General features: G+C 65.3%; 13 protein-coding genes. 5 read left to right on the top strand and 8 right to left on the bottom strand.

The genetic code is table 11. From position 1 onward, the window contains the following. Positions 1-52: 52 nt before the first annotated feature. The 3 genes from tpx to U4012_RS05170 all read left to right on the top strand — a co-directional run bounded on the left by tpx (position 53) and on the right by U4012_RS05170 (position 2,082). Positions 53-556, top strand: a complete 504-nt coding sequence (gene tpx, locus U4012_RS05180; protein WP_321796736.1) for a thiol peroxidase — start codon at positions 53-55, stop codon at positions 554-556. Between the two features lie 94 nt (positions 557-650). Next, entirely contained in the window at positions 651-1,589 is a 939-nt protein-coding gene (locus U4012_RS05175; RefSeq protein WP_321796734.1) for a carbohydrate kinase family protein, read from the top strand. Positions 1,590-1,608: 19 nt separating this feature from the next. Continuing rightward, the gene (locus U4012_RS05170; protein ID WP_011883213.1) at positions 1,609-2,082 is read left to right on the top strand and encodes a glycine zipper 2TM domain-containing protein; all 474 of its coding nucleotides are present in this window, start codon (positions 1,609-1,611) and stop codon (positions 2,080-2,082) included. Between the two features lie 215 nt (positions 2,083-2,297). Here U4012_RS05170 and U4012_RS05165 read toward each other — a convergent pair whose 3' ends face one another. The 7 genes from U4012_RS05165 to U4012_RS05135 form a co-directional block, all read right to left on the bottom strand. After that, complete coding sequence (locus U4012_RS05165; RefSeq protein ID WP_044844205.1) at positions 2,298-3,005, bottom strand: histone H1-like DNA-binding protein; 708 nt, start codon at positions 3,003-3,005, stop codon at positions 2,298-2,300. A gap of 28 nt (positions 3,006-3,033) precedes the next feature. Then, positions 3,034-3,360 carry a hypothetical protein gene (locus U4012_RS05160; protein WP_321796730.1) on the bottom strand — a complete coding sequence of 109 codons (327 nt, stop codon included), beginning with the start codon at positions 3,358-3,360 and terminating at the stop codon, positions 3,034-3,036. 83 nt (positions 3,361-3,443) lie between these two features. Continuing rightward, positions 3,444-4,655, bottom strand: a complete 1,212-nt coding sequence (locus U4012_RS05155) for a ribonucleotide-diphosphate reductase subunit beta (protein WP_044844206.1) — start codon at positions 4,653-4,655, stop codon at positions 3,444-3,446. Positions 4,656-5,018: 363 nt separating this feature from the next. Further along, positions 5,019-8,015 (bottom strand): ribonucleoside-diphosphate reductase subunit alpha, encoded by a 2,997-nt coding sequence (locus U4012_RS05150; RefSeq protein ID WP_044844207.1) that lies wholly within the window; start codon positions 8,013-8,015, stop codon positions 5,019-5,021. Positions 8,016-8,478: 463 nt separating this feature from the next. Further along, positions 8,479-9,069 (bottom strand): 1,6-anhydro-N-acetylmuramyl-L-alanine amidase AmpD, encoded by a 591-nt coding sequence (gene ampD, locus U4012_RS05145; RefSeq protein WP_124488232.1) that lies wholly within the window; start codon positions 9,067-9,069, stop codon positions 8,479-8,481. Next, entirely contained in the window at positions 9,066-9,380 is a 315-nt protein-coding gene (locus U4012_RS05140) for a PP0621 family protein (protein WP_124488231.1), read from the bottom strand. The genes ampD and U4012_RS05140 overlap by 4 nt, the downstream gene beginning before the upstream one ends. A gap of 13 nt (positions 9,381-9,393) precedes the next feature. Then, entirely contained in the window at positions 9,394-10,287 is an 894-nt protein-coding gene (locus U4012_RS05135) for an inner membrane protein YpjD (protein WP_124488230.1), read from the bottom strand. 90 nt (positions 10,288-10,377) lie between these two features. Between U4012_RS05135 and ffh the strand changes: the two genes are divergently transcribed. Next, positions 10,378-11,745 carry a signal recognition particle protein gene (gene ffh, locus U4012_RS05130; RefSeq protein ID WP_039317379.1) on the top strand — a complete coding sequence of 456 codons (1,368 nt, stop codon included), beginning with the start codon at positions 10,378-10,380 and terminating at the stop codon, positions 11,743-11,745. Positions 11,746-11,839: 94 nt separating this feature from the next. Continuing rightward, positions 11,840-12,391 (top strand): hypoxanthine-guanine phosphoribosyltransferase, encoded by a 552-nt coding sequence (locus U4012_RS05125; protein ID WP_044844211.1) that lies wholly within the window; start codon positions 11,840-11,842, stop codon positions 12,389-12,391. A gap of 85 nt (positions 12,392-12,476) precedes the next feature. Here U4012_RS05125 and U4012_RS05120 read toward each other — a convergent pair whose 3' ends face one another. Next, positions 12,477-13,085, bottom strand: coding sequence for a MarC family protein (locus tag U4012_RS05120; protein WP_044844212.1), 609 nt, complete (start codon positions 13,083-13,085; stop codon positions 12,477-12,479). Positions 13,086-13,099 lie beyond the last annotated feature (14 nt).

Raw genomic sequence — 13,099 nt, 5'->3', positions numbered from 1 at the left:
CGCGCCGTCTCAACCCGCGCGCCGCTGCGGCGCGCTATTTCGGAGCACGAACATGAGCAAAGTTACGCTGGGTGGCAACCCGATCGATCTCGCCGGCACGTTCCCGGCCGTCGGCTCGCAAGCCCCCGACTTCAAGCTGGTCGGCAAGGACCTCGCCGACCTGTCGCTCGCCAGCTTCGCCGGCAAGCGCAAGGTGCTGAACATCGTCCCGAGCCTCGATACGCCCACCTGCGCGACGTCGACCCGCAAGTTCAACGAAGCCGCGTCGTCGCTCGACGACACCGTCGTGGTGGTCGTGTCCGGCGACCTGCCGTTCGCCGCCACGCGCTTCTGCACGACCGAAGGCCTCGCGAACGTCGTGACGGCTTCGACGTTCCGCGGCGGCCGCGCGTTCGCGAACGCATACGGCGTCGACGTGACGAGCGGCCCGCTGAACGGCCTGACGGCCCGAGCGGTCGTCGTGCTCGACGCGCAGGACAAGGTGCTCCACGCGGAACTCGTCGGCGAGATCAAGGACGAGCCGAACTACGACGCAGCGCTCGCCGCACTGAAGTAACCCGCAGCCGCCCGGCCCTGCCGCGCGAGGCCCGACGGCCTGCGCGCGCCGGCCGGGCAGCCGCCTCCCTTTGCTCTCTACAGGAACGCACGCCTTGACTACGCTGATTTGCGGCTCGCTCGCCTACGACAACATCATGACCTTCGAAGGCCGGTTTCGCGAGCACATCCTGCCCGACCAGGTTCACCTTCTGAACGTGAGCTTCCTCGTGCCGACGATGCGTCGCGAATTCGGCGGTTGCGCGGGGAACATCGCCTACGCGCTGCACATGCTCGGCGGCGACGCGCGCATCATGGCGACGGTCGGCGCGAACGACGCCGATCGCTATCTCGAGCGTCTCGACAGCCTCGGCCTGTCGAAGGCCAGCATACGCGTGGTGCCCGAAATGCACACCGCGCAGGCGATGATCACGACCGATCTCGAGAACAACCAGATCACCGCATTCCACCCGGGCGCGATGATGCAGTCGCACCTGAACCGCGCGGACGAAGTGTCGGGCGTGAAGCTCGGCATCGTCGCGCCGGACGGCTTCGACGGGATGGTCCAGCACGCCGAGCAATTCGCGAAAGCCGGCATCCCGTTCATCTTCGATCCGGGCCAGGGCCTGCCGCTGTTCGACGGTGCGACGCTGCGCCGCATCATTGAACTCGCCACCTTCGTTGCGGTCAACGACTACGAGGGCAAGCTCGTCAGCGACAAGACGGGCTGGTCCGAACAGGAAATCGCCAGCCGGGTTCAGGCGTTGATCATCACGCGCGGCGAGCGCGGCGCCACCATTCTTCACAAAAACGGCGAAGAACAGATTCCGGTCGTGCAAGCCGAGCGTGTCGTCGATCCGACCGGCTGCGGCGACGCCTTCCGGGGCGGCCTGCTGTACGGCATCGAGAATGGCCTCGACTGGGCAACCACGGGCCGCCTCGCGAGCCTGATGGGCTCGATCAAGATCGCCCACCAGGGGCCTCAAACTTACGCACTGACGCGCGCCGAAATCGACGCGCGCTTCGAGGCTGCCTTCGGGTACAGTCTCAAATGAATATTGTGGGAGAGCAAAGATGTTGACCAAGAAAACCCTCACGCTCGCTGCCATGCTGACGGCCACGCTGACGCTCGCCGGCTGCTTCACGGCGCCGGGCTCGGCAGATGTCTATAGCGTCGGCCAGGCGCAGCGCGAGCAAACCGTGCGCATGGGCACCGTCGAAAGCGTCCGTGCGGTGCGCATCCAGTCCGATGGCGGCGGCAGCGCGATCGGCACGCTCGGCGGCGGCGCGCTCGGCGCAGTCGCGGGCAGCGCGATCGGCGGCGGCAAGGGATCGATCCTGACGGCCATCGCGGGCGGTCTCGTCGGCGCGGTCGCAGGCAACGCGGTCGGCGAAAACCTCAGCACGGCGAACGGTGTCGAAATCACCGTGCGCCTCGACAACGGCGACCTGCGCTCGATCACGCAGGCGGCGAGCGGCGAAGTGTTCCGCGCCGGCGAACGGGTGCGACTGCTGTCGAGCGGCGGCGTCACGCGCGTCACGCACTAACGAGCATCCTCAGCACGCGGCGCAAGCCGCGGTCGAACGCATGTGCGAAGCTGCACATGCGTTTTTTTTCGTCCGTGCCCGGCAGCCGGCCGGCCCATCGATGCAGGCGGACGAAAAAAATCCCGCCACCTGAACCAGATGGCGGGATCGATTGAGTAGCGCTACTCAACCCGCGGACACCGCGTGAGTGTCCGGGTAGTGCTGGTCAGCCGCGATTACGGACGGCTGCCGGTCGGGAACGGCCATGCCGCTGCCGGGTTGAGCGCGGTCTTCACGCCCGATGCCGGCGCGACCGATGCGGTCGACGCGGTGGTTGCCGGTGCAGCCTTCTTCACGACGGCCTTCTTCGGAGCAGCAGCCTTCTTCGGTGCAGCGGCCTTCTTCGCCGGTGCGGCAGCCTTCGGAGCAGCGGCAGCCTTCGGTGCAGCAGCGGCCTTCGGTGCAGCGGCAGCCTTCTTCGCAGGGGCAGCCTTCTTGGCAGGCGCAGCCTTCTTCGCAGCAGCCTTCTTCGCAGGCGCAGCCTTCTTGGCGGCAGCCTTCTTCGCCGGCGCGGCCTTCTTGGCAGCGGCCTTCTTCGCCGGTGCTGCCTTCTTCGCAGCAACCTTCTTCACCGCGACTTTCTTGGCTGCAACCTTCTTCGCAGCGGCCTTCTTCGCCGGTGCTGCCTTCTTCGCGGCAACCTTCTTCACCGCGACTTTCTTCGCAGCAACCTTCTTCGTTGCGACCTTCTTTGCCGCGACCTTCTTCGCAGCAGCCTTCTTCGCCGGTGCTGCCTTCTTCGCGGCAACCTTCTTCACCGCGACCTTCTTCGCAGCAACCTTCTTCACCGCAGCGGCCTTCTTCGCCGGAGCAGCAGCCTTCTTCGCAACGGTCTTCTTGGCAGCAACCTTCTTAGCAGCCGGTTTCTTCTTGGCAGTAGCCATGTTGTTCTCCTTCAGGTTCAGATGAGAGTCAGTTCAAACTACACCCTTCGTCAAAACCCGCTTCCCGCGGACGCTGTTCAGGACGTGCGCTTCGAAGCGGGCTATTCATCGGCGTACGCGGATACCACGCGCTTACGCTAATGAATACGGTATGGCGCGCGTGACCCCATGGCCTCGCGCGCCAAATCAAGTCGGTAGCCGGCACGCCTCGCGCCGCCACCCCTAATCGCTTGATCAAGCGGACCGCCACACGGCCGTCCGCTTTTTCCGGAGGGAAGTTTGCCCATCCCACTGAAGGGTTCGCAAAGTGCCGATCATGTCGTTGGGCCGTTAAGGCACCGGGCATGCTTTGCATCAGGCGTTCTTGCTCCTAAACCTTGGGCCGGGGCCGAGAGGCCGCCGGCTGCTCACATCATGTGACGGGTTCGCTGCTGCGGGTTATTCCCAGGACAGCGCGCCGCCCGTCTGATACTCGATCACACGCGTCTCGAAGAAGTTGCGTTCCTTCTTCAGGTCGATCATCTCGCTCATCCAAGGGAACGGGTTTTCCTCGTTCGGGAACAGCGGGTCGAGGCCGATCTGCTGGCAACGGCGGTTGCTGATGAAGCGCAGATAGCTCTTGAACATCGACGCGTTCAAACCCAGCACGCCGCGCGGCATCGTGTCCTCGGCGTAGCGGTATTCGAGTTCGACAGCCTGCTTGAACAGCTCGCGGATCTCGGCGCGGAATTCCGCGGTCCAGAGATGCGGGTTCTCGAGCTTGATCTGGTTGATCAGGTCGATGCCGAAATTGCAGTGCATCGACTCGTCACGCAGGATGTACTGATATTGCTCTGCAGCACCCGTCATCTTGTTCTGGCGGCCGAGCGCGAGAATCTGCGTGAAGCCGACATAGAAGAACAGGCCTTCCATGATGCAGGCGAACACGATCAGCGACTTCAGCAGCTTCTGATCCGCTTCGAGCGTGCCGGTCTTGAAGGCCGGGTCCGTCAGCGTGTGGATGAACGGGATCAGGAATTCGTCCTTCGCGCGGATCGACGTGACCTCGTGGTACGCGTTGAAGATCTCGCCTTCGTCGAGACCGAGCGATTCGACGATGTATTGGTACGCGTGCGTGTGGATCGCCTCTTCGAACGCCTGGCGCAGCAGGAACTGCCGGCACTCGGGCGCCGTGATGTGGCGGTACGTGCCGAGCACGATGTTGTTCGCGGCGAGCGAATCGGCCGTCACGAAGAAGCCGAGGTTGCGCTTGACGATGCGGCGCTCGTCCTCGGTCAGACCGTTCGGATCCTTCCACAGGGCGATGTCGCGGGACATGTTGATTTCCTGCGGCATCCAGTGGTTCGCGCAACCTGCCAGATACTTTTCCCACGCCCACTTGTACTTGAACGGCACCAGCTGATTGACGTCAGTCTGGCCGTTGATGATGCGCTTGTCTGCAACGTTGACCCGCGCTTCCGAACCGCCGGCGGGAACAGCCGATGCTTGCGGCGGCACCGCAAGATCGCCTTCGAAAATGTCGCGGACCTGATGGGCGGCAGGCGTTGCAGCCTGCATTCCGACAGCCATCCCTGCGGAGGTGCGCAACGCGTTTTGCTGCGCTCCGCTCGCGGGGGTTACGGCAGTCTTCTCGTCATCCCAGTTGAGCATAAATTCTCACCATCAATTTAGAACGGTTTGTACCATCTTTTCCTGAGCGATAAAAGGGCTCGCTCACGAAAAATCCTTTTTTCGATTCGCGTTGCGACCTCGATACAACACTTTGAGCAACGCATCGTCGTTCATGCAGCGCGCGACGTGTGTCGCACGTGTATCGCGAGGTGCGCTCGACGCATCGAACGCTGATCGAAACGCGACGTCGTCGGGGATGTTTCGATCGCTTGTCACTGCCTGCAACGCGAGTGCCGCGTTACAGATTCCTTATCATTTTTTTAGTTGAGAGCGGCGCACACTTCAACCTCGATCGGTTGTCGTGCGCGCCGCCCGAACCTTCTTCAGGTCATGCGCGCCGCGTTACTGGCAGGCTTCGCACTCGTCGAAGCCGGGATCGCCCGGGCGCATCGTGCATACCGGACCGTCCGCTTCGACCGGTGCGAGTGCCGGCGCCGCGTCGACTGCGCCCGACGACGACGCTGCGCCGCCTGCCGCGCCGAAGCCGCCTGCCGCGCCTTGCGCGCCGCCGCTGCTCGAGCCGCCGCTCGTCGGCACTGCGTTCAGCGCGCCGTGTGCAACCGTCGACTTCTCGACGTGCGTCGCCGCCATCGTGCGGAGGTAGTAGGTCGTCTTCAGACCGCGCAGCCACGCGAGCTTGTAGACCTCGTCGAGCTTCTTGCCCGACGCGCCGCCCATGTAGATGTTCAGCGACTGCGCCTGGTCGATCCACTTCTGGCGACGCGATGCCGCTTCGACCAGCCACGTCGGGTCGACTTCGAACGCGGTCGCGTAGATCGCGCGCAGGTCGGCCGGGATGCGGTCGATGCGCGACAGCATGCCGTCGAAGTACTTCAGGTCGGCGACCATCACTTCGTCCCACAGGCCGCGTTCCTTCAGGTCGCGGACGAGGTACTCGTTGACCACCGTGAATTCGCCCGACAGGTTCGACTTCACGTACAGGTTCTGGAAGGTCGGCTCGATGCATGCCGACACGCCGATGATGTTCGAGATCGTCGCCGTCGGCGCGATCGCGACGCAGTTCGAGTTGCGCATGCCGTGCGCGGCGATCCGCGAACGCAGCGTCGTCCAGTCGAGCGACTCGGACGTGTCGACCTCGACGTAGCCGCCACGCGCTTCCGTCAGCAGCTTCAGCGTGTCCTGCGGGAGGATGCCGCGATCCCACAGCGAGCCGCGGTAGCTCGAGTAGCGGCCGCGTTCCTCGGCCAGCTCGGTCGACGCGTAGTACGCGTAGTAGCAGACCGCTTCCATCGAACGATCGGCGAACTCGACCGCCGCTTCCGACGCGTACGGCGTGCGCAGCAGGTGCAGGCAGTCCTGGAAACCCATGATGCCCATGCCGACCGGACGGTGCTTCAGGTTCGAGTTACGCGCCTTCGGCACCGCGTAGTAGTTGATGTCGATCACGTTGTCGAGCATGCGCATCGCGACGCTGATCGTGCGCTTCAGCTTGTCGTGGTCGAGCGCGTAGCTGCCGTCGGCCTGCTTCACCAGGTGGGCGACGAGGTTCACGGAGCCGAGGTTGCACACCGCGATTTCGGTGTCGCTCGTGTTCAGCGTGATTTCCGTGCACAGGTTCGACGAGTGGACAACGCCGACGTGCTGCTGCGGCGAGCGCACGTTGCACGGATCCTTGAACGTGATCCACGGGTGGCCCGTCTCGAACAGCATGCCGAGCATCTTGCGCCAGAGCTGCTGCGCCGGGATCTTCTTGAACAGCTTGATCTCGCCGCGCGCGACCTTGTCTTCGTAAGCCGTGTAAGCCGCTTCAAACTCCGCGCCGAACTTGTCGTGCAGGTCCGGGCAGGTCGACGGCGAGAACAGCGTCCAGTCGGCGCCTTCCATCACGCGCTTCATGAACAGGTCGGGAATCCAGTTCGCCGTGTTCATGTCGTGCGTACGGCGGCGATCGTCGCCGGTGTTCTTGCGCAGCTCGAGGAACTCCTCGATGTCGAGGTGCCACGATTCGAGGTACGCGCACACCGCGCCCTTGCGCTTGCCGCCCTGGTTGACCGCGACGGCCGTGTCGTTGACGACCTTCAGGAACGGGACCACGCCTTGCGACTTGCCGTTCGTGCCCTTGATATGTGAGCCGAGTGCGCGCACGCGGGTCCAGTCGTTGCCGAGACCGCCGGCGAACTTCGACAGCAGCGCGTTTTCCTTCAGCGCTTCATAGATGCCGTCGAGATCGTCCGCGACCGTCGTCAGGTAGCACGACGACAGCTGCGAGCGGTGCGTGCCCGAGTTGAACAGCGTCGGCGTCGAGCTCATGAAGTCGAAGCTCGACAGCACGTTGTAGAACTCGATCGCGCGCGTTTCGCGGTCGATCTCGTTCAGCGACAGGCCCATCGCGACGCGCATGAAGAATGCCTGCGGCATTTCGATGCGGCTGCCGTCGACGTGCAGGAAGTAGCGGTCGTACAGCGTCTGCAGGCCGAGGTAGCCGAACTGCAGGTCGCGGTTCGCGTCGAGCGCTTCGCCCAGACGCTTCAGGTCGAACTGCAGCAGCTTGTCGTCGAGCAGGCCGGCGTCGACGCCGCGCTTCAGGAACTGCGGGAAGTATTCCGCGTAGCGGGCCGACATCTCGGCCTGGACCACTTCCTCGCCGAGGATCTCGCGACGGATCGTGTGCAGCAGGATGCGGGCCGTGACCTGGCTGTATGCCGGATCCTTTTCGATCATCGTGCGCGCAGCGAGGATCGCCGAGTCGTAGACCTGGCTCATCGGCACGCCGTCGTACAGGTTCTTCACCGTTTCCGCGACGATCGGGTCAGGGTTAACCGCAGCGCCGAGACCGTCGCATGCCGACACGATCAGCGCGCGCAGTGCGTTCAGGTCGAGCGGGCGCGTGACGCCGTTGTCGACGACGTTGATGCCGGTGCTCGACTCGCCGCCCGCTGCCGCTGCTTCCTCGCCCGCATGCTGGCGCTCGAGGTGACGCTTCTCGCGATACAGCACGTATGCACGCGCGACGTTGTGCTCGCCGCCGCGCATCAGCGCGAGTTCGACCTGGTCCTGGATGTCTTCGATATGGAACGTACCGCCGTTCGGACGGCTGCGCACGAGCGCGCGCACGACGTTGTGCGTGAGCTGCTCGACGAGTTCGCGTACGCGTGCCGATGCCGCGCCCTGCCCGCCATTGACGGCCAGGAAAGCCTTGGTCACCGCAATCGCGATCTTCGAAGGCTCGAACGACACCACGCTGCCGTTGCGGCGGATCACCTTGTAGTCGGCGAACGTGGCCTGCGGCGCGAGCGCCTGCGCGCCCTGTTCGGTCCCGCCGAGCGGACGGCTCGAGGCGCTCTCGTACTGGGACGTCGCGTTGTCGGTGGTTTGCATGTGCAAAGCTCCTGGTGTTGGATGGTGCGGAGAGAACCGCGGATTAAAACGAACGCTGCGCTATCGGATGCGCGAGCGGTAAGAGGCGAGCGATGCGTCGGGGAAGCCGGTTCGGTCGATGCGCGACAACCGATCCGGTCGTGTGCTTCATCATGTGTACGCTGCCCCGTCGAAGTTCGCTGCGCTTGATTGCGACGCCCGGACCGCCCGGCCTGGCGCGCCGCACTGAGAACCCTGGCCGCCGGCGTTGCCCGCCGGCCGGTGCCGCTCGGGTTTCCCCTGCGACACACACTATATCTAGTACAGAACCGCTCAACTGGCACCAAGTATAGTGGACATTCCGGCGACATCAAAACGGAGAATTTTCGCCGGAGGTATTGACATCAACCCGGCCGCCCGGACGGGCAGACGTGACAAGGCATTGGTCGGAAAAAAAAATTTCGCCCGCTCAAAAACCCTGCGATCAGTGCTGACGGAAAGGAAAGTATTCGGCGGAAAACCCGGCATCGCTCGCGAAGCGTTGCCAATCGAAGTGCGGACCCGGGTCGGTCTTGCGGCCCGGCGCGACGTCGGAATGCCCGGCCACCGCATCGATCGGGTAGCGCGCGGCGAGCGTGCGCGCGAGCACCCCGAGCGTCGCGTACTGCGCCGCGTCGAACGGCACGTCGTCCGCACCTTCGAGTTCGATGCCGATCGAGAAGTCGTTGCAGCGCGGCCGGCCGAAGAACTCGGACGCGCCCGCATGCCATGCACGCTCGTCGCACGACACGAACTGCACGAGTTCGCCGTCGCGGCGGATCAGGAAGTGCGCGGACACGCGCACGTCGCGCAGGTGACGCTGGTAATAGGGGTGCGTATCGCAATCGAGGCGATTCAGGAACAGCGCCTCGATCGCATCGCCGCCGAACTCGCCGGGCGGCAGGCTGATGTTGTGGACGACGACGAGCGTCGGCACCGCGCCCGCGGGCCGCGCCTCGAAATTCGGCGACGGCGCGTGGCGCGCTTCGCGCACCCAGCCGTTCGCGTCGACCGACAGCAGCGCTGCGTCGCTCATCGGGCGTCGTGGCCGCTCGCGTGTGCGCCGTGGCGCTGCGCGTGCTCGGTGCTGCAGAAGTATTCGCCGCCCGCGGCGACGGCGTCGCCCTGCGGCGTATGCACGCCGCATTCGGCGCAACGCACCATCGGTTCGGGCAGCGAGCGCGCGTCGCCGTTCGGGCGTGCCGCCCCGGCGCCGGGACCCGGTGCGCCGTCGTTGCCGCCACCGCGGCCGGCGCGCGCCTGCGCGTGCTCCTGGGCCTGGCGCAGCTTGCGCGTGAGCCACGAACCCGCGAAGAAGAGAAGAATCAGGAGAAGAATCTGTCGCATCGGAAACCTGCGTTCAAACCACGGAGCGGTGCAGCAGCACCTCGAAAACGAACCGGCTGCCGACATACGCGAGCAGCAGCGCGGCAAACGACACGAGCACCCAGCGCGCGGCGCCGCGCCCGCGCCAGCCCGACGTCTTGTGGGCGACCAGCAGGCCGCCGAACATCAGCCACGACAGCACCGCGAACACGGTCTTGTGATCGAGCCGCAGCGCGCGTGCATCGACCTGCTCGCTGAACAGGATCCCCGACGCGAGCGTCAGCGTCAGCAGCACGAAGCCGGCACCGATCAGGCGGAACAGCAGCTTCTCGAGCGTGAGCAGCGGCGGCAGCGTTTCGAGCCAGCTCGCGATCCAGCCGGTCGAGCCGTCGCGGCCGCCGCTCCTCAGCGACTGCAGGCGCCGCTCGACCATCAGCATCAGGACCGCGTGCAGCGCGGCGATCGCGAAAAGGCCGTACGCGATGTTCGCGATCAGGAAGTGCATCTTGAACAGCGGCGCTGCGGCATAAGGCAGCACCCGCACGCCACCGAACACGAGCGGCAGCAGCGACGCGCCGCACGCGAGCGGCAGCACGAGCAGGCGCAGGCTGTCGAGCGGGAAGAAGAAGCTCTCGATCCAGTAGATGCCGGCGCCGAGCCAGAACATCGCGGACAGCGCGAACGCGAAGCCGAAGACCATCGCGTCGTGCGGGAAGATCGTCGTGTGCAGCAGCACGCCGTGCGCGACGAGCGCCGCGAACAGCAGCGCGCGGCCGGCGCCGCTCATTCCCGACGCGGCGGACGCCGGCACCGGCACGGCCGGCACGCTCGCGACGAGCGGCGTCGCACCCTGGCGGTGCGTGCGCCAGCCTGCGACGGCGAGGCCGCCGTACAGGAATGCGGTGAGGGCATACAGTACAATATCCATGTTCGAAGTTTACACTAGGCCCCCTTCCCGCGACGGCTCCCTTTTGTACGGTTCCGTCGCGCCTTCGGGCCCCACTGTCCATCGCTCCCCATGCTCGACAATCTCACTCAACGGATGGCGCGCGTCGTCAAGACGCTGCGCGGCGAGGCCCGGCTTACCGAGGCGAACACCCAGGAGATGCTCCGCGAGGTGCGTCTCGCGCTGCTGGAAGCCGACGTCGCGCTGCCGGTCGTCCGCGAATTCATCGCCAAGGTCAAGGAAAAGGCGCTCGGCGAGGAAGTGATCAGCAGCCTGTCGCCGGGCCAGGCGCTCGTCGGCGTGGTCCAGAAGGAACTGACCGCCGTGATCGGCGGCGACTACGAAGGCAAGGCCGCCGAGCTGAACCTCGCGGTCACGCCGCCCGCCGTGATCCTGATGGCCGGCCTGCAGGGCGCCGGCAAGACCACGACCGCCGGCAAGCTCGCGAAACTCTTGCGCGAGAAGTACAAGAAGAAGGTGCTGACGGTGTCGTGCGACGTGTATCGCCCGGCCGCCATCATGCAGCTGAAAACGGTGAGCGAACAGGTCGGCGCCGATTTCTTCCCGTCGACGCCGGACCAGAAGCCCGTCGACATCGCACTCGCGGCCGTCGACTGGGCGAAGCGCCACTACCATGACGTGCTGATCGTCGACACGGCCGGCCGCCTCGGTATCGACGAGGCGATGATGCAGGAAATCGCCGCGCTGCACGGCACGCTGAAGCCGGCCGAAACGCTGTTCGTCGTCGACGCGATGCTCGGCCAGGATGCGGTCAACACCGCGAAGGCGTTCAACGACACGCTGCCGCTCACCGGCGTCGTGCTGACCAAGCTCGACGGCGATTCGCGCGGCGGTGCCGCGCTGTCGGTGCGCCACATCACGGGCAAGCCGATCAAGTTCGTCGGCGTCGCCGAGAAGCTCGACGGCCTCGAGGTGTTCCACCCGGACCGGATGGCGAACCGGATCCTCGGCATGGGCGACATCCTCGCGCTCGTCGAGGAAGCGCAGCGCGGCGTCGACGTGCAGGCCGCGCAGAAGCTCGCCGACAAGGTCAAGAAAGGCGGCGACTTCGACCTGAACGATTTCCGCGCGCAGATCTCGCAGATGAAGAACATGGGCGGCCTGTCGTCGCTGATGGACAAGCTGCCCGCGCAGTTCCAGCAGGCGGCGGCCGGCGCCGACATGGGCCAGGCCGAGAAGTCGATCCGCCGGATGGAAGGCATCATCAGCTCGATGACGCCCGCCGAGCGCGCCAAACCCGAAATCATCAAGGCGACGCGCAAGCGCCGCATTGCAGCCGGCGCGGGCGTGCCGGTGCAGGAAGTCAACCGGATGCTGAACCAGTACGACCAGATGCGTACGATGATGAAGAAGCTGAAGGGCGGCAACATGCAGAAGATGATGCGCGGCCTGAAGGGCATGATGCCCGGCATGCGCTGATTCCGCCCGTCGGCCGGCGCGCGGGTTTTTGCCGTAGCGCGCGCCAGCCGTTCTGCTTCATTCTTATTTGTATACCGACTGCCCGCCAGAACTCATGAACCGCGAAGAAGCCCTCCACATTTTCGAACACTCCGAAGAGATCGTCTCGGCGGACGCCGTCAACGCGTCGATCGCCCGGATGGCCGAAGCGATCCGCGCCGAGATCGGCGACGCGTTCCCGCTCGTCCTCTCGGTGATGGGCGGCGCCGCGGTGTTTACCGGGATGCTGCTGCCGCATCTCGATTTCCCGCTGGAATTCGACTACATCCACCTGACCCGCTACCGCAACACGACGCAGGGCAGCCCGGAGATGCACTGGCGCGTCGCGCCGCGCGAATCGGTGAAGGACCGCATCGTGCTCGTGCTCGACGACATCCTCGACGAAGGCGAGACGATGGCCGCGATCCGCGACCGCATCCTCGACATGGGCGCGAAGCGCTTCATGTCCGCCGTGCTGTGCGAGAAGACGCTCACGAAAGCGAAACCGCTGCATCCCGACTTCTGCGGCTTCTCGGTGCCCGACCGCTACGTGTTCGGCTGCGGGATGGACGCCAAGGGCTACTGGCGCAACCTGCCGACGATCCGTGCGCTGACCGCGAACGTCTGATCGCCGCCCTGCCCGCTATATAAATGGAAAGCGGCGCTCCGGTTACCCGGAGCGCCGCTTTTTTTCGTCGGTACGCACCGACGCGTTACATCTGCAGCTGGTGCACGAACGCCTTGATGCCGGCGAGCAGCATCTCGACCGAGATCGCGACGAGCACGAGACCCATCAGCCGCTCGAACGCGGCGACGGTCCGCTCGCCGAGCCACTGCTGGATCCGTTCGGCCAGCACCAGCGTGATCGCGCAGACGATCATCGTGACCGTCAGCGCGCCGACCCACTCGAACATCTTGCCCGGCGCCTGCGACGTCAGCAGCATCACCGTCGCGAGCGCGGACGGCCCGGCCAGCGCGGGAATCGCGAGCGGCACGATGAACGGTTCACCGCCGGCGCGCGGATCGCTGCCGAGCGCGCCGTCCGGATGCGGGAAGATCATCCGCAGCGCGATCAGGAACAGCACGATCCCGCCGCCGAGCCGCAGCGACAGGTCGGTAAGGTTCATCATCCGCAGGAAGCGGTCGCCGACCACCATGAAGAACAGCAGGATCACGAACGCGATCCCGACTTCACGCAGGATCAGCTTCACGCGCCGCTCGCGCGGCACGTCCCGCATCGCCGTGATGAACAGCGGGATGTTGCCGAGCGGATCCGTGATCAGCACGAGGAGCACGGTGGCCGACAGGAAGGTGTATTCCACCGTGTCCTCCGGTC

Origin of the sequence: Burkholderia sp. BCC1988 (assembly GCF_905339895.1) — a bacterium.
Taxonomy (GTDB): Bacteria; Pseudomonadota; Gammaproteobacteria; order Burkholderiales; family Burkholderiaceae; genus Burkholderia.
Note: the sequence above shows the minus strand (reverse complement) of the source record. Positions and strands in the feature narration are given on the sequence as shown.

Coding starts and splice junctions, on each gene's coding strand:
- U4012_RS05155 (WP_044844206.1), bottom strand. CDS start 4,655: ATGCTCAACTGGGATGACGAGAAGACTGCCGTAACCCCCGCGAGCGGA.
- ffh (WP_039317379.1), top strand. CDS start 10,378: ATGCTCGACAATCTCACTCAACGGATGGCGCGCGTCGTCAAGACGCTG.
- U4012_RS05160 (WP_321796730.1), bottom strand. CDS start 3,360: ATGCAAAGCATGCCCGGTGCCTTAACGGCCCAACGACATGATCGGCAC.
- U4012_RS05140 (WP_124488231.1), bottom strand. CDS start 9,380: ATGCGACAGATTCTTCTCCTGATTCTTCTCTTCTTCGCGGGTTCGTGG.
- tpx (WP_321796736.1), top strand. CDS start 53: ATGAGCAAAGTTACGCTGGGTGGCAACCCGATCGATCTCGCCGGCACG.
- ampD (WP_124488232.1), bottom strand. CDS start 9,069: ATGAGCGACGCAGCGCTGCTGTCGGTCGACGCGAACGGCTGGGTGCGC.
- U4012_RS05165 (WP_044844205.1), bottom strand. CDS start 3,005: ATGGCTACTGCCAAGAAGAAACCGGCTGCTAAGAAGGTTGCTGCCAAG.
- U4012_RS05150 (WP_044844207.1), bottom strand. CDS start 8,015: ATGCAAACCACCGACAACGCGACGTCCCAGTACGAGAGCGCCTCGAGC.
- U4012_RS05135 (WP_124488230.1), bottom strand. CDS start 10,287: ATGGATATTGTACTGTATGCCCTCACCGCATTCCTGTACGGCGGCCTC.
- U4012_RS05125 (WP_044844211.1), top strand. CDS start 11,840: ATGAACCGCGAAGAAGCCCTCCACATTTTCGAACACTCCGAAGAGATC.
- U4012_RS05170 (WP_011883213.1), top strand. CDS start 1,609: ATGTTGACCAAGAAAACCCTCACGCTCGCTGCCATGCTGACGGCCACG.